Annotated in this window: 7 protein-coding genes; 1 reads left to right on the top strand and 6 read right to left on the bottom strand. The window is 68.3% G+C overall.

What is annotated here, in order from left to right; all coding sequences use genetic code 11:
* Nucleotides 1-446 precede the first annotated feature (446 nt).
* Nucleotides 447-1,997, bottom strand: coding sequence for an MFS transporter (locus tag AB0O40_RS16760; RefSeq protein ID WP_365041327.1), 1,551 nt, complete (start codon nucleotides 1,995-1,997; stop codon nucleotides 447-449).
* Between the two features lie 201 nt (nucleotides 1,998-2,198).
* Entirely contained in the window at nucleotides 2,199-2,861 is a 663-nt protein-coding gene (locus AB0O40_RS16755; RefSeq protein WP_365041398.1) for a TetR/AcrR family transcriptional regulator, read from the bottom strand.
* A 262-nt stretch (nucleotides 2,862-3,123) separates the two neighbouring features.
* On the opposite strand from AB0O40_RS16755, the gene AB0O40_RS16750 reads away from it, so the two are divergent.
* Nucleotides 3,124-4,401 (top strand): M6 family metalloprotease domain-containing protein, encoded by a 1,278-nt coding sequence (locus AB0O40_RS16750; protein ID WP_365041324.1) that lies wholly within the window; start codon nucleotides 3,124-3,126, stop codon nucleotides 4,399-4,401.
* Between the two features lie 3 nt (nucleotides 4,402-4,404).
* Here AB0O40_RS16750 and AB0O40_RS16745 read toward each other — a convergent pair whose 3' ends face one another.
* From AB0O40_RS16745 to AB0O40_RS16730, 4 genes are all read right to left on the bottom strand, one after another.
* Nucleotides 4,405-5,043 carry a hypothetical protein gene (locus AB0O40_RS16745; protein ID WP_365041321.1) on the bottom strand — a complete coding sequence of 213 codons (639 nt, stop codon included), beginning with the start codon at nucleotides 5,041-5,043 and terminating at the stop codon, nucleotides 4,405-4,407.
* A gap of 440 nt (nucleotides 5,044-5,483) precedes the next feature.
* Nucleotides 5,484-5,942 carry a hypothetical protein gene (locus tag AB0O40_RS16740; RefSeq protein WP_365041319.1) on the bottom strand — a complete coding sequence of 153 codons (459 nt, stop codon included), beginning with the start codon at nucleotides 5,940-5,942 and terminating at the stop codon, nucleotides 5,484-5,486.
* Nucleotides 5,943-5,944: 2 nt separating this feature from the next.
* Entirely contained in the window at nucleotides 5,945-12,907 is a 6,963-nt protein-coding gene (locus tag AB0O40_RS16735; protein WP_365041317.1) for a polymorphic toxin-type HINT domain-containing protein, read from the bottom strand.
* 142 nt (nucleotides 12,908-13,049) lie between these two features.
* A complete protein-coding gene (locus tag AB0O40_RS16730) occupies nucleotides 13,050-16,709 on the bottom strand; it encodes a LamG-like jellyroll fold domain-containing protein (protein WP_365041314.1) in 3,660 nt (1,219 codons plus the stop codon).
* Between the last annotated feature and the right edge of the window lie 54 nt (nucleotides 16,710-16,763).

Raw genomic sequence — 16,763 nt, 5'->3', positions numbered from 1 at the left:
CCCCGATCCACCGCCTACCGGCCACTGCGATCTGCCCTCTAGGACGACTCGTCCGGCCCTGTGGTTGCTTTCCGGCGCGGCTTCCCGCACGGGGCCGGCGCATGCGGGATCGGCCGCGCTCACCCGCGCGGGTGAAGCGGGCCCATTCCCCAAACTCCCGGAGGGCTACCGCGCCGAGATCATCGAGGGGTCCATCGAGGTGTCACCCACCGGCCGAGTACGCCGACCTCGTGCGGGCGGAGTACGGGCACGAGGTCACCATCGGCGAGGGGCCCGCCAAGGGGTTCGTGATCGGCGAGGAGATCACCGGGCCGGCCCGGAACGCCGTCGGCTGACCCCTGCCGGACCGGGCCGGCCGGCCGGAGCGGACGGAGCGTACGACAGCGCCCCGGCGCACGCGGGGTGGGCGTGCGCCGGGGCGCTGGGGCGTTCTGAGGGGGTCGGGGTCAGTGGGCGATGACCGGGACCGTCAGCTCCGCGTCCGCGGCCTTGCCGTCGCCGGAGGCCACGGCACCGCCGGAACCCGGGCGGCCGGTGTTGATGAAGGTGAAGGCGATCGTCGCGGAGACCAGCAGGATGCCGACCGCCCACCAGATCGCGGACGAGTAGCCGTGCACCATCGCCTGCGCCTGGAGCGCCTGGACGGCCTGCTTGCCGCCCTGGGCCTGGGCCGCGTGCGAGACCAGGTACTCGGTGGTCGCCGAGGCGGCGATGGTGTTCAGCAGGGCCGTGCCGATGGCGCCGCCGACCTGCTGCGAGGTGTTGACCATGGCCGAGGCCACACCGGCGTCGGCCGGGTTGACCCCGAGCGTGGCCAGCGACATGGCCGGCATGAAGGCCGTACCCATGCCCAGGCCCAGCAGCAGCTGCGCCGGCAGGATCAGCGCCGCGTACGAGGAGCCGACCTCGATCTGGGTCAGGATCAGCATGCCGGTGGCGGCGAGCAGGAAGCCCGGGCCCATCAGCAGCCGCGGCGCGACCCGGGTCATCAGGCGGGCGCCGATCTGGGTGGAGCCCGTGATCATGCCCGCGATCATCGGCAGGAAGGCGAAGCCGGTCTTGACGGGCGAGAAGCCCTTCACGACCTGGAGGTAGTACGTCAGGAAGAGGAACAGGCCGAACATCGCGATCACGGCCAGGCCCAGCGACAGGTACACGCCACCGCGGTTGCGGTCACGCGCCACGCGCAGCGGCAGCAGCGGCGAACGGACCTTGGACTCGACGAAGACGAAGGCGGCCAGCAGCACGGCGGAGCCCACGAACAGGCCCAGCGTCACCGGGTCGGTCCAGCCGTCGGACTCGGCGCGGGTGAAGCCGTACACCAGCGAGACCAGGCCGAGGGTGGAGAGGACCACGCCCGGGATGTCCAGCGGCGCGCGGTTGCGGGCGCCCTCGGGCTCGCGGATCACCATGTACGCGCCGATGGCGGCGACGATGGCGAAGGGGATGTTGACGAAGAAGGTCCAGCGCCAGTCCAGGTACTCGGTCAGGAAGCCGCCGAGGATCAGGCCCACGGCGCCACCACCACCGGCGATCGCACCGTAGATGCCGAAGGCCTTGGCGCGCTCCTTGGCATCGGTGAACATGACGGCCAGCAGCGAGAGCGCGGCGGGCGCGAGCAGCGCGCCGAAGGCGCCCTGGAGCGCGCGGGCACCGAGCAGCATGGCCTCGCCGGTGGCCGCACCGCCGAGGGCGGAGGCGGCGGCGAAGCCGATCAGGCCGACGATGAAGGCGTTCTTGCGCCCCCACAGGTCGGCGATGCGGCCGCCGAAGAGCAGCAGGCCGCCGAAGGCGAGGGCGTAGGCGGTGATGACCCACTGGCGGTTGCCGTCCGAGATGCCCAGGTCGTGCTGGGCGGACGGCAGCGCGATGTTCACGATCGTCGCGTCGAGCACGACCATGAGCTGGGCCAGGGCGATGAAGACCAGCGCCTTCCAGCGCCGGGGGTCGGCGGCCAGCGGCGCGTGCTGCGCGGCGGCCGGCTCGTTCTTAGGCATGGGGGTTCCCCGTTCGTGATGCGGACCGGGCGGTCAGGCGGTGCGGTGCACTGGCGAGCCTGAGACGCCGGCGAAGAGGCTTTCCTGAAGGGCGAGTTCAGGAACGTGTCGACATAGACGGATGTGCTGGGACATCTGAGCGAGAGGGCTCGGAGTCGTAAGGGTTCGGGGTCAGGCCGGAGACCAACCGCACGGTGGAGGTCACATGCGGTCCCGCCTCAGGTCGTCGAGGGTGGCCGCGGCGCCCGGCAGCACGGAGCGGGCCGGGGCGCGCAGCCCGTCGAGGAAGATCTGCAGGTGCCGGTGGGTGAAGCGGTCCACGTCCAGGCAGCCGGTGCCCGGCAGCGGGCGGCTGAGCTGGGAGAGGGCCATCATCAGGTCCCCGGCGGCCACGTCCGGCCGGACCTGCCCGGCGCGGTGGCCCCGGGCGAGCAGTTCGGTGACGGCGGCCTCGAGCCGGTCCTTGGCCGCGAGCAGTTCCGGGTGCTCCCGGTCGAAGTCGCCGGAGAGCATCGGGCACAGGGCACCGATCCGCTCGTCGGCGGCGGCGTGGGTGAAGCGGGAGAGCGCCGCGAAGGCGTCGGGCTCCTCGGCGAGGACCGCCTCGGCGTGCTCGATCACCTGGTCCATGACGTACAGGACGACCTGGTGGACCAGGGTGCTCCGGTCCGCGAAGTGGCGGTAGAGGGTGGCGTTGCCGACCCCGGCACGGCGGGCGATCTCGTCGAAGGCGGCCTCGGGGCCGTACTCGACGAAGGCCTCGCGGGCCGCGGCGAGGATCCGCTCGCGGTTGCGCAGGGCGTCGGCGCGGGGGCGGGGGACGCGGACGGGCTTGGCGGGGACGGCCCCACCTGCCGCAGATATCTCCTCGACCACGTCGATCACCTCAACCACACCTGTCTGCTCTGTCGGGTACTGGAATCCGGGGACTCGCTCCCCGCTTTTGCTACAACCATCCAAACGGGGATCGGGTCCCCGGTTATTTCACCCCCTGGTGTGACGTGGGTCACGTCACCCTCCACGTTCGGCCGCCTCCGGCGCGCGGTCGGCCGCACCCCGGCAGAGGGTGTCGAACAGAGGGTGGACCGGACCCGGCCGGCCGCCCCCGACCCCCGAGGGCGATCGCATGGCGCACACCCGCCACCGGATATGCAGGCACCGCCGCACCAGCGCGTACATCGGCCTCACCGCGCTGGCCCTCGGAGTGACCGCCACCGCCAGTGCGGGGATCAGTCACCGGGGCCACTCCGCCGCCGGCCCGGTGGCCGCGGCGGACGCCTCCTCCCTCGCGCCCTGCCGGATCTCGGGCGCCATGGGCGTCCAGCTCTCGGAGGGCGTGCCCACCCCGCCCGGCTACTCACGCTCCACCGGCGAGGTCCGCGCCCTCAACCTGATGATCGACTTCCCGGACGCCAAGGCGGAGGGGACCGCGGCCGACCGGCTGGCGGAGTTCTTCCCGCAGACCTCGGACTGGTTCCGCACCAGCTCCTACGGGCGGCTGAACTACCGGCCCGAGGCCCCGCTGCGGAGGTGGCTGCGGATGCCGATGCCGTTCGCGGCGTACGGGATCGAGCGCGGGTCCCCGTACGAGCCGGGGTACCGGCAGCTGGTCGAGCACATTGTGGCGGCGGCCGACCCGGAGGTCGACTTCAGCAAGTACGACCTGATCAACATCCTGGTCACGCCGAACGCGGGCCCCTCCGCGCTGGACACCGTCCTGTCGGTGACCTTCTCCGGCAACAGCGAGGCGCCGATGGCGGACGGGGTGCCGCTGGCGAACACGTCCTTCGTCTACAGCCGGCAGGACGACGGTTCGGGCTCCTACCGCGAGACCGGCTACCGGGTGCTCCCCCACGAGAACGGGCACGTCTTCGGCCTGCCGGACCTCTACACCTCGGACGGCGGCGGCACCGTCGGGCACTGGGACATCATGTCCGAGGACTGGGGGGCCAACAACGACCTGCTGGGCTGGCACAAGTGGAAGCTGGGCTGGCTGGACGCGAGCCAGATCAGCTGCGCCTCCAAGGCGGGGGTGAGCGACCACGTCCTGTCGCCGCTGGCCGTGGAGGGCGGCACGAAGCTGGCCTTCGTGCCCATCTCCGACAAGGCCGGGTACGCGGTCGAGGTCCGCACCCGGGCCGGCAACGACGAGGCCGTCTGCAAACCGGGCGTCCTCATCTACAAGGTCGACTCGGACGTCGAGACCGGCCGCGGCCCGGTCACCGTCTCCGACAGCACCAAGTCCAGCGGCGGCTGCACCCGCCGCCCCAACGTCCACGCCGAACTCTCCGACGCCCCCTTCTCCCCCGGCGAAACCTTCAAGGACGACGAGGCGGGCATCTCGATCTCGGTGGTGGGGGAGCTACGGAACGGGAGCTACCAGGTGCGGGTGACGCGGCCGTAGGGGTCAGCGCTCGCGGGCGGCGACCCTGTCATATGCCCAACGCGAGAACGCGGCCGGGGCGCGGGTGCTCTCGAGTCCGGCCAGAAGCCGCGCAAGATCGGCTAGTGACAGCTGGTCGACTCGGAGCAGGATCTCTCGTAGCTGCGGCGTCATGCGCTTCATGAGCGTCGCATCCCGTCCACGCAGGACTTCCAGCAGGTGATCCCTGTCCAGAAGACGCTGCATTCGAGGGAAGACTCGCTCCGTGAGCTCATCTGACAGTAGGCGGCCGAACGAAGCCTCGTCTCCGGAGCGAAGCGCCCAGCGCGCACGGAACGGCATCTCCGAGGCGGGATGGTGCGCTGCCGCTTCTGGCGGTATCGCTCTCACCGAAACCAACGCCCCGGACGAATCCGGGACCGCGCCGGGTCGCTGGTGCCCTAGATTCACCCAGTCCCAGTATGGTTCCGGAACGATATGGAACTCGACATCAAACACGAGGGCGTCGGGGTTGACTGCATGGGTTTGGAATTCAAGAATCACATAATCGCGACTTTCGTTCGCCTTCCAAAACATTCGCCCACGCTTGCGGAATCCGGCAGCGGCGGCAGCGGCGGCAGCGGGAACAACATACTCCCGCACAACAGAATCCAGTGCGTTCACTATCCAGAACCATCACTTCCGGTCACCGCGATCGGCGGGGGCGACAGACAGGAGCGGGCGGCGGCCCGCGTCAGCGGGACGCCCTTGATCAAGTAAAGAAACTCTGAACAGCTCACCTACTGCCTCAACCAGGCGAGATGCCACGCGCTCAAGGGCGGCGCTGTCCGTAGGCACGCGGTCGCCACCCCACGGGCCCCGGCAACCGTGACGACTCTCCGCTCTGTGCAGTCACCATCCCCTGGGCGTTGCCGTCAACCACTGCCGTCAGAAACCCCTGAAGCCCCATCAGTAAAAACCGATGGGGCTTCAGATCCATTTCGGAGATTCATGCAGCTCGAGTAGAGATCCGTTCTTGATAGGACGAGGCTGCCGGATCGCTCAGTAGCGATAATCTACTCTGCTTCGGTCGGCAATGAACCTATTCCATCGCAACGAAAAAATCACGCAATGGAGGAGCTTTTGACGCTCGACCAATAGCTGCGAGCCGCCTCGATAATCGGAGCGTACTCAGCAGATGTCACGACGGAGACAAGTGTAGGGCCCGTCAGCGATCCATCCTCGTCACCTCGCGCCACTATAACTACATTCCCCTTGAATGCATATCCGTGGATCAACCAGTCATCCAGCGACTCGGCGATAGAAAGGGTTGTGCGGTCGTGGAGCTTCTCCTCAGTGAGCAACGCCGAGAGTACGGCTTCCCTGTCCGAGGACAGGAGACTGAGCCGATCATCATCCAGATGCGTCAGGTCTCCCAGCCTGGCCATGGCTGTGCCCAGAATGCACGGTTCGGTATCACCGATCAGCTGACCGTCGACGATGAGCTGGAACCGGAACATGCCGATACCATTCAGTGGGGCGACAAGAAATCCGAAGCGACCGTCATCGGTCAGGAATCTCACGTCTAACCTCTCTTGACCTCAATAGGAACGCGACTCATCGGAATCGGAACCGGAGTACCCGACTTCGTCACACCGTTGGTGCTGCCACTCCAGTGCCAGTTACCATTGCCGTCATCGAAGTAGCGGTAATATTCGGCATTCTTGCCGGAGCCGATCTTGGTCCACCTGGTGCCGTCGACGAGGACGCTCCTGCCAAATTGCTCCTCAGCGTCACCCGGCAGCACCGCCTTCTTCGGAACGTACGGATTCGGACCACCCGTCGGATCGTGGTGCCCCGGGTTTTCATATTTAGGGCAGTCGCTGTTATGAACGAGTACCGGAGTCTCGCCTGCCAGCACATAGTACGTGTGAAGGTCGTCGACCGTCAGGTTGTAGGTCCGGGCGTGCTGCGTGTACTGCGTATTACTGGTGACGGCGACGGTGGTTCCGTCGTCGGTCAGGAGTGTCATGCCAGGCTTCAGGACCCTGGCGGGGATCCAGTCAGCTTCGGACGGTGACCAGAAGGGATGTTCGTGTGTTGCAGTGAGTCGCTCGGTTCCGTGCTTGGTTTTGAGCGTGAGGGTGTTGAATTTCTTGTCGGCTTCGGTGATGATCAGCGCCGTTACTCGGCGCTTCGCGGTCTTTCCGTTGATCGGGTCGGTGGCTGTGACAAGGTCTCCGACCTTGATTTCTTCGATCTTTTTCGAGGATCCGTCTCCGAGGAGGACCTTAGTGCCGGCGGGGAAGCACTTCGTGCACCCTCCGACCCTCGACCCGACGTAGAGCATGAGGGCTTTGAAGCCGATGTTGTCGCACAGCGGGCATTTTTGGACCGTGTCGATTCCCTTGACGTGGGCCCAGCCGTCGTAGTAGTCGCGAATCTTTCTGCAGGTGCCCATGGCGGTTGTGGCGCCGGTGCACTGCTCGCGGTAGTAGAGCTCGAGGTTCAATTCAGGGCTGAGGTGCTCATAGGACTCGCCGTTGGTCGCACGCATCTGTGCTTCGCTCGGGTACCCGGACATGAGCCACTTCCTGGCGAGGTCTTCCGGGAGCGGTCCGCTCGCGCCGAAGCCGAGGTCATGGAGCCTGGTGCCTGGTTTGGCGCCGCCCTTTCCGCCGGTGCTGCGGATCGTCCCGTCGTCGTTGAAGCCGCCTCCGTCGTCCTCGTAGTCCCCGTCGCCGTCAGTGTCGACGTCCGTCCCGCCGTCAGGGCGCGACCACCCCTTGCCGGAGTTGCAGCCGTCACAGAACAGGCCCGTGGGGTCGCTGAAGGTTGTCGGGTTGTTGTTGGCGTAGGAGTAGCCGTTGAGGGATTGGTGGGAGTCGACGGTGAGGAGAGGGTCGACGCTGATGAACTGGCCTATGTAGGGGTCGTATTCGCGGGCGCCGATGTGGGTGAGGTTGGTGTTGGTGTCGGCCGGCTTGCCCAGGAAGCGCTTGTCGTCGGGCCAGGTGCCCAGCGAGTTGCCGCGGAGGGCGCCGAAGGGGGTCAGGAAGCGCTTGCTCAGGGTCTGGGAGTCACCGCTGTCGACGGAGACCGACGAGGTGCCGTGCTGGTCGCCGGCGAGGAAGGAGACCTTCGAGCTGCCGGACTCGTTGCTGCGGACCGCGACCCGCTGGCCCGCGATGGAGTACGAGCGGTTGGCCCACTTCTTGCTGCCCTGGAGGTGCACCTCCGTGGCACCCGCGTACAGGATCGCCTCGCCGCCCACGTTGCGGCGGATGAGGAGTTCACCGTCCGCGTCGTAGAGGTAGGTGGTGGTGTCGGTGCCCTCGGTCAGCTTGCTGAGCTTGTTCTCGCTGTTCCAGTCGAGGGTCTGGGTGGCGTCGTTGGTCGGAGACGCGACGCGCTCGACGGTGTTGCCCGCATCGTCGTAGACGTACTGCGGGATGTTGATGCACACCGGGCCCGTGGTCGTGGAGACGAGGGCGTGCGGCCGGGCGTTCTCGTAGCAGTACTGCCGCTTGGTCGTGCCGGTCGACGTGCGCGTGGTCTCCGACTCACGCTGGCCCGCGTCGGTGTACGTGTACTCCTTCCAGTACGGAGCGGCACCGCCCAGGTTGGCCGCGGTGCGGCCGCTGGTGGCGCAGCTCGCCGTGTCCGGGGTCCAGGCCTGGCTCAGCCGGCGCTGGCCGTCGTAGGTGAAGCACTGGTAGTCGGGCTCGACGGCGCCATTGGCCGTCGCGCGGTCGAAGATCGACTTCACGTTGCCCGCGTCGTCGTAGTCGTACGACGTGTTCTGGAGGAGGCCGTGGGTCAGGTCGGCGACCTGCGACCTGGTCAGGCGACCGGTCCCCATCTCGTAGGTGTTGCTGATGTCCACGTCCTTGACGCCGAGGGCGCCGGAACGGGACAGCTTCATGCTGTCGATCTGTCCGAGGGCCGTGTACCCGATGTTCTGGACGTAGCCCGTGGTGCCGGAGAGCTGGTTCGGCAGCAGGTGCGTGTCGTAGTCGGTGGAGATCGTCTCTGCAGGGAGCCCGCCGGCGGCCGGCTCGGAGGTGCTGTTGATCGTGCCGTCCTCCCAGAGGTTGGTCTCGTAGGAGGTCGTCGCCTTGATGGCGCCCGAGGTGACGAAGGGATCGTCGGCCGGGAGCTTCAGCTCCGTCGTCAGGGGACGGCTCAGGTAGTCGTACTCGGTGACCTCCTTGCGGTAGGCCTTGCCGTCCACTCCGCCCTCGTAGCGGATCGAGGCACCCGGCGTGCCGAGCAGCACGGTGTCGTACGTCCAGGCGGCCAGCTTGTTCGCGTCCGTCCTGGAGGACTTCCACAGGCCGGTCTTGCGGCCCATCTCGTCGTAGGCGTACAGGAGCGTGGTGCCCCGGGCGTCGACGGTGCTCGAGATCTGGTCGAGGGAGGTGTAGTAGGTCGTGGACGTGCCCTTGTCCGGGTCGTCAGAGGTGCGCTGGCGTCCGAACAGGTCGTACGAGTAGGCCCACTTGGCGCCGTCGGGTCCGGTGACCGAGAGCGGCTTGCCGTCCCGGGCCAGGCCGTAGCGCACGCTGGTGTACGAGCCTTCCGGCTGCTCGCTCGCGTAGGTCCTGGTCTCCGTGGTGCGGCCCAGGGCGTCCGTGAAGGTGCGGGAGGCGGTGCCGCCGTCTGGTGCCGAGGTGGCTACCGAGTCACCGGTGTAGCTGGTGGTGGTGGTCCACTTCTTCTCCTCCTTCACCCACAGCTCGGTGCTGACCGGCCGGCCGGCGCCGTCGAAGTTCGTGTGGGTCATGGGGTAGGCGCCGTGGCCGTCGACCGCCTGGTACTGCCCGTTGGGCTTGTTCTCGCTGTCCAGGGCGTCCGCGTAGCTCTCGAAGGCGGCGCCGCGGGTGTCGTACTTCGTGTCGGTGAGGATCCGTCCGTCGCCGTCCGCCGCCTCGCGCTGTGTCTGGAGCGGTCGCAGAAGGGTGTCGAACAGCGAGTAGACCGGCCTGCGGTAGGAGACGTTGTCGTATTTGAGCCTCGTCACCGAGGTCCACGGCGCCTTGCCCGGCACGAAGGGCGAGTACTCGTACTTGATGCTCGGGGTCTCACCACCGGCCTGGGAACGGTTGCTGAACCACGTGCCGGTGATGCGGCCGAGGGCGTCGTAGCCGTTGACGGTCTGCTTCAGGTTCGCGTCGTAGCTCTTGACCACGGATCCGCGCGCGGGGTCGATGAAGCTGTAGCTCTGGTGCGTCTTGCCGGTCGCGTCGAGCTTGGGACCGGACACCACCGTCGCGGTCAGCGGGCCGACCGTAGCGGGCGTGTAGGCGGTGGTCGTGGTGTTGCCCTGGGCGTCGGTGGCCGCGGTCGGACGGCCGAGGGCGTCGTACGCCGTGGTCGACACCGTCTGCCAGCCGTCACCCTCGGACGGGGTGCGCGGGGCCGTGCCGTTGGTCACGGCGGGGTAGGCCTTGGCGCGTCCGGCCCAGGTCGGCAGGCCCTTGGTCGGGACCCGTCCGTTCTTCCAACCGGTCACCGTGGCGTCGTCGTAGACCACGGCCGTGTCCGACATGACGTCGCCGCGGCTCGAGGTGGACGAGGGCAGGCTCAGCTGGTCGTCGGTGACGGCCTTGCCGTCCTCGTCGGTGCAGGGCTCGGAGACGGTGCGCGTGCGCGAGACCAGGCTCGTGAGGCCGAGGGCGTCATTGCGCGCGTACCAGGTCGTGGTGCACGTCTCGTCGCCCGACTTGGCGGAGTCACCGGCGGAAGCCACCCGGTACGTCATGCCGTAGTCGTCGTACGAGTAGTCCGTGTGGCTGCGGCGCCAGGTACCCGGTGCCGGCGGGGCCGCCGTCAGGAGGGTGTAGGCGTAGCTGCGCGCCGTGCGGACGTAGTACGCCTTGATGTCGGCGTAGGACTTCTGCTGGCTCGCGGTCAGCCTGCTCATCGGGCTGTTGAGCGTGGCGCTGATGGGCGTGCTGCCGTTGTAGGTGACTTCCTCGCGCAGGAAGCCCGCGTACTGGTCGAGGTCGTCCCAGTCCGGGATCGTGACCGCGGTGGCGTCACCGTCCAGGTCGATGGCGGCGATCTTGTTGGTGCGGGTGGTGGTCTTGTCCTTGAGCTTGTCGCCATGCATGCCCTGCATGTAGACGCGCGTGCTCTTGGTGCGCGCGTCACCGGCGAGGCCCGTGTACGTGGTGACCCGCCCGTAGCCGCGCCAGTCGGACCAGGTGCGGTCCTTCTCGGGCGTGATCGGATCGGTGTTGAAGTGCCAGCCGGGCTTGTCGTAGGCGTAGGTGGTCACGACCTCCGAGCCCGTGGGCTCGTCCACCGTCGTCACGCCGGTGACTCGGTACTTGTGGAACCAGTCGAGACTGGTGCCCACCGCACCGTTGATGTTCCACTTGACGGGATAGCAGGGCCGCGTGGGGTCCGTGTTGTCGTCCTCGTCGGCGGGCATCTTGGTGGTGCGCACGCATTCGGGCTGGGACAGGGTGACCTTGGTCTTCGCGCCCGTCTCCGAGATGATGCCGTGGATGCGCGGCCGGTTCAGCGGCAGGATGTCATCGCCCTTGACCTCCACGCGGTTCGGCTGGTCGGTGGCCGCGTCCTTGGCCCCGTAGTCGAAGACGACGGGCGGTACCTTCAGGTCGCTGCCGTTCAGGCCGGTCCGCTGGATGGACGTCAGAGTGAGGCTCTGGTCGGCGCTGTCGCCGATGTCGCCCGGATCCCAGAACCGCGACGAGAAGTCGTAGCCGTCCACGTCGACGAAACCGTCGGTGGCCTTGGCGGTCGACCACACCTGCGTCTTGATGTTCTCCAGACGCAGCCGCGTGAAGAACGCCGGGCTGCCCGCCTTGCAGTCGGTCTCGCTCTTGGAGCAGATGGCGTCGAAGGGCACGTCCGGCCAGTTCTTCGCCGTGTCCTCGTTCAGCGAGGAGCAGTTGCTGTCGCAGCGCTGGCCGTAGCCGAGGAGGACCCTGCCCGAGGTGACTCCGGTGAAGAGCGCGTCGGCCCGCTGGCCGTACTTGATCTCCTTGAGGTACCCGCCTCGGGTGTACAGGAGGAGTTTGTCCTTGTCCCCGCCCCTGGCGTAGTTGTTCTCCTCAGCGGCGTACCAGTAGCTGGCCGCGTTCCCGCGGGTGTCCTGGACCAGGTCGACGTTCCACCGCCAGGCCTGCTTGACCATCCGGCTGGTGTAAGTGCTGCCCTTCTTGTAGCCGGGCTCGCCCTCGTCGTCACCGCTGACCGGGACGGTCCAGACCGAGTTGGTCTCGCTGCCCGTGGGGGCGCCCGGAAGGCGGTTGCGGCCGAAGGTGTAGACGGTGCCGTCACCGGTGACCACACGCCAGTACTCGCCGGCCTTGTCACCGGCGTTGGTCTCGGTGTCGCCCTCGTCGTCGTTGGCGGCACCCGTCTCGTGGAAGACCTTGGTGGCGTCGTCGTTCTTCAGCCGCCAGGTCTTGCCGGTGGTGTCGCTCTCGTCCTTCACGAGCTCGGAGGCCTTGCCGTTGAGCACGAGCGAGGCGTTGTCGTACTTCCAGCAGAGGTCGTACTTCTTGTCGTGTCCGTCGTCGTCACACGACCCGTACTTGCGCTCGATGTACGAGGAGGTGAGGTCGAAGCCCTCACCGACGATCGTGCCCTGGTTGTTGGTGCTGGCCGTCCGGCCGTCGATCGAGGCGGAGCTGTACGAGACGGCCAGCGACGGCGTGGGGCCCGCCGCTGCGGGCGGCACCGTGATCGGGTACGACCAGGTGAAGCCGCCGGACGAACCGCCGGCCTCCCAGCTGGCCGAGGCCGAGAGCGGAGTGGCGCTGTAGTCTCCGGCGCCCTTGGGAGAGGTGACGTCCGTCGCCATCACCGCGAAGACCGCCGGTGCGGTGTTCGCGGTCCTCTCGCCCGATGCGGCGGGCAGTGTGACCGAGGAGGTCAGGCGGTGGGCCTTCACGTCGTTGCTCGAGGCCAACGGGGTGGTCGTACGGCACTCCGCCTTCTGCGGGGTGGCGACGGCACAGGCGGGCAGGGCCACCAGCTTCAGGCGGGTCGACCAGGCGCCACCGACGGCGGAGGCGAAGGAGCCGTAGTTCACCCCGATCTGCGCGCTTCCGGGGTTGGTCGCCGCGGCCGTGATCAGTACGCCCGTGACGCCGGCCCGGCGGGCGGCCAACTGGTCGAGGACCCGGACCGTGGCCGAGCCCGCGGCGGCCGGCGCAGCCTGACCGCCCGCCTTCTGTGCGCGGACGGCCCGGACGTCGACGAGCGAGCCGGCAGGCGGCGGGCTCGACAGGTCCCGGGTGCTCGTGGAAGGGCCAGGCCAAGCACTCTTCTGATCAGCGCGGGCTCTCGCCTCTTGGGCCTTGTTGACGGTCGCCAGCTCGGCGGCGACCCGGCGGGCGGGGGCGTCGTCGTCGGTCGGGCGGAGCTTCGCCGCCTCGTACTTGGGCGCCTTCGATACACCGGGCAGTTCGGCCGCGACGGCCAGCGGTACGAAGGACGCCGGGACCGACAGCGCGAGGGACAGGACACCGACGAGCGGTGTCCGTGCCCACAGGCGTCTATGGGACAAGGGTGTCTCCTGTGAGTGGTCTGGCTACCCGAAGGGGCCAGAGGAAATGCCGTGCCGGGCGGATGCCGGGTGGTGAGGCCGGGGGCGGACGGCCCCCGGCCTCAGCCGGACCGCAGGCGACAGCGGAAGGAATCGATTGCGGTTACGTGAAGTCCTGCACCTGATCGGGATTGCGCATGGCGCCGGACCAGAGCCGGACATCGTTGATGCGGCCGGGCAGGAAGCGACTCCACTCGTCCTTCACCAGGCCCTTGCCCACGGCGAAGGTGGTGGCGTTCGTCTCCACCGGTTGGTAGCCCTCCCGCTCCGTGTCGCGCCGACCGTCGACGTACAGCTGGAGCTTCTGGCCCTGCACGTCCTGGACCACCGTGAGTTGCACGGATTCGTCCGTCACCGCGTAGTCCTTGGACTGGACCCAGGTGCCCGTCCCATCGGCGTTCAGCCGACCGAAGTACCACCTGCCCTGGGCGGTCATCACCAGGCCGCCATGGACCTTGTCGGGCTTCGGGACGTTCTCGAACTTCTTGAACCAGACGCCCCACGCGGCTCCGGAGGAGGTCCGCTGGCCCAGCAGTTGGGCTACATACCCGTCGGGCTTGTCGACGAGCTTCTCGTCGTCCAGTTCTGCTTCGATCGTGGCGGTGAAGGACCCCAGCTCGTCGACGAGCGGCCCGTCGGCCCATCCGGATCCGGACGTGCCGTTCAGCACGAGCTTGCCGCCCGCGATCGACGCCCCGGAAGTGAGCGAGAGGGTCCGGTCGTAGCCGGAGGTGTCGACGACCCCCACACCGTCGACGGCCAGGTCCGGGTTCCACCGGGCCGACAACTCGACCCGGTTGCGATCGGTGTCGCGGTCCCCCAGCCGGGCCGCAGCCCTGACGGAGGATTCGATCAGCGGTGCCTGCCAGACCGTCACCTCGTCGATCAGACCTGCGAAGTGGCTGACCCATTCGTCGCGGGACTTGATCCGACCGAGCGTGAGCGGGCCCGTCGCGGCCATCAGCGGCTTGTCGACGATGGTCGAGCCCTGCGGGACACCGTTGAGGTAGAGGGACACCTTGCGGCGCATGTCCATCTCGTTGCCCTCGTCGTAGACGACGGCAACGTGCGTCCAGACCTTGGGGACGGTCTTGGTCTTCGCCTCGACGATGAAGTCCTCGGATCCGTCGGCACTGGCCAGCCGCGCGGACCATTCGCCACCGGAGTGGTGCGTGACAGAGACGGCGCTCGAGTGCTCGCCGGCGATTCCCACCATCGAGAAGGTGTCGTCGACCCGGTCGGGACGGACCCAGCCCGCGATGGTGTACGACTTCCGGGTGTCGAGCACCGAGTGCTCGGTGACCGCGTAGTCGTCGACCCCGTCCAGCTTCAGGGCCCGGTCTTCTTGGTCTATGTCGGTGAGCCAGCCCCTGCGGCCGTCGTCCGGCCGGGAGGCGCCGTTGCGCAGGTCCGCCGGGTCGCGGGAGATGTCGTGGGACGCCGTGTCGGCGGCGTCCTCGCCGTCCATGGTGGTGAAGTTCCAGTGCGCAACGGGGTCCGGGTCCTCCTGAACCATGAAGGACACCTTGGCCTCCTCACCCAGCCGTCCGTTGCCGACCGAGTCCCGGGCGCGCACCCGGACGGAGACGAGACCGGACGTCTGCGGGGTGAGCTTCACGGGCATGTCGGCCTTCGCCGAGATGTCCCGCCACCTGGTGTCGGTGCTGAGCTTGTAGTGGTAGCTCGCGATGTTGTCGTCGCCGGCGGCAGGACGGAAGGTGAACGCCCCTGCCTGGCCCGGACGCCCGGCCGGGAAGCAGGCCACATCACAGGCGGAGTAAGGGCCCTTGAACGTGATGACCGGCGGCTCCGGCGCCGAGAGGTCGACCCTGAAGTAGCAGGTGGGCGCGTCGTTCACGTCGCTGCCGGTCGTCTTCATCTGGGATGCGTAGGACCGCGTCCAGGTGCGGATGCGGTACAGCTCGCCGTCCTTCAGGTTCGGGATCTGCCCCGATTGGACGGTCTGCCGTGAGTTCGGCTTCGCATCATGACCGGATGGAGCCTCGACGAATGGATTGTCGAGTACCGAGACCCAGCTCGATCCGTTCTTGCGCTCCAAGAGGAAGGCCACGCTGAGACTTGCGCCGTTCTCGCCGCCCCGGACCACCTGCGGCCGCGCGCTCAGAACGGGCTTCTCGTGCGAGACGGTGGTCGCGTCGTCGGGGTCCGTCTCGCAGTCATGGCCGTCGATCTCCTGGTCCGTGGGCACGGCCGGGTCGCTCATGTACTGCACGTTGAGAACCGCGTCGTTCCGGAACCGCTTCCACTCGCTCGTGTCGCTCTCGTCCTCGGCGCGGAGTTCGAGGGTGAGCGGGGCGGTGCCCTTGGCCCAGGCCTGGACCGTGGGCGTCAGGTTCTCGTCGGTCTCGTCCGGGTTGTCGTTGAACTCGATGTACGCCTTCGGCTTGTCCGGGTCGCACAACGACCCCCGGCCTGCGGATACCCACCGGTCTCCCAGCCGGTCCGCATACCCCGGCTTGTTGGCCCAGGTGGTCGACTTGGTGATGCGGCCGGCCGTCTTGACCAGCCACACGTTGCGCGGCTCGCACTGGAACGCCCACGGCTCGGCCACCCGGAAGGTCGCGTCGACGATGCGCTTGCCGCGCAGCTTCTCCGGCGTGAACTGGAAGTAGAGGCGCTGGACGTACCCGGGGCCGCAGTAGTAGCCGGCCCAGGAACCGCACTTGCCCATGCCCTTGCCCAGGTCGTCGTCACCGTTGCCCCAGCCCCAGTTCTCGTAGCCGTCGCTGCGCAGCAGCGTCCGCTCGACGCTGTCGTCAGCGCTGAAGGAGGGGTCGATGTAGAGCGGGAAGGCCGCCGGCGTGCGCTGCGCGAGCAGAGCGGGGTCCGGCACCACCGTCAGGGACTTGTCGTCCACTTCGAGGGGCAGCGCGGCCTTGCGGTCGCCGTGGCCGGGGCCGTCGAAGGGCGAATCGCCGGCATCGGCCTCTGCCGTGGGAGCGGCCTTGGCCGCCCCCACCGCCGCCTTCGCGGCCGCCTTCTTGGCCGTCGGCTGTACGGGGGGTGCGTCCGGTCCGCTGGAGTCCCACATCAGGGCCGGCGGCGCCTGGAAGACGGTCTGGCCGTCGCTGTTCCAGGCGGTCAGACCGTTCTGCTTGGATCCGGAGACCTCCAGGCCGTTGGCCTTGAGCCCGAACTCGATCTCCTTGAGTGCGGGGTTGGCCGCCGCTTCGGGCGTCTTGACGACCAGCAGGTCGCGGAAGCCCTCAGTCGTCGCGGTCATCCGCAGGTCCACGCCGGGCAGGACCTCCGGGTACGTGGCGCTGGCCCCGTCGAGGGTGGGCCTTGGCAGCGGCTTCTGCCACCCCAGCCCGAGGGTCCGGCCCTCGCGCTCCATCGTGACGAGGTCCGAGGCGGCGCCACCGCCCGAGAAGCTCAACCCGACGATGGCGGCCTTGGGGCCGACCGTGCCGTCCGGACGCATCACGAGCGTCGGGTCCGGCGTGACCCAGCTCCCGCTCTCGGTCTTCACCCGTACCGGGACGGCCGACTGCTCGAGTCGGAACGTCGCGCCGTCCGGGTTCGCGTACGTGGTCGTGAACTCCGAGCGCTCGCCGACCACCTCGACCGGCGCACCGGTGTCGGCGGCCTTCACCAGGGCCCGCTCGCCCTCGGACTGCGGCCCGTCCGTGGTCGCCGCCGGTCTGTCCACCCCGTAGGCGGGCGCGGCAGCGGTCACGAGGACCAGGCCGAGCGCGGCGCCCAGGGTACGGCGGAGCCTTCTCCGTTCTCTTACTGACATTCCCCACCCCATCGCCGGCCGGGAGAGCTTCCCCCGGGCCGTGGTCACAACGCG

Source organism: Streptomyces sp. NPDC089919 (genome assembly GCF_040684615.1).
In the GTDB taxonomy this organism is placed as follows: domain Bacteria; phylum Actinomycetota; class Actinomycetes; order Streptomycetales; family Streptomycetaceae; genus Streptomyces.
This window is presented reverse-complemented; position numbering and strand designations above follow the sequence as displayed.

Excerpts from the sequence above, each read along its gene's own strand:
- AB0O40_RS16760 (WP_365041327.1), bottom strand. The coding sequence starts at position 1,997 with ATGCCTAAGAACGAGCCGGCCGCCGCGCAGCACGCGCCGCTGGCCGCC.
- AB0O40_RS16750 (WP_365041324.1), top strand. The coding sequence starts at position 3,124 with ATGGCGCACACCCGCCACCGGATATGCAGGCACCGCCGCACCAGCGCG.
- AB0O40_RS16730 (WP_365041314.1), bottom strand. The coding sequence starts at position 16,709 with ATGTCAGTAAGAGAACGGAGAAGGCTCCGCCGTACCCTGGGCGCCGCG.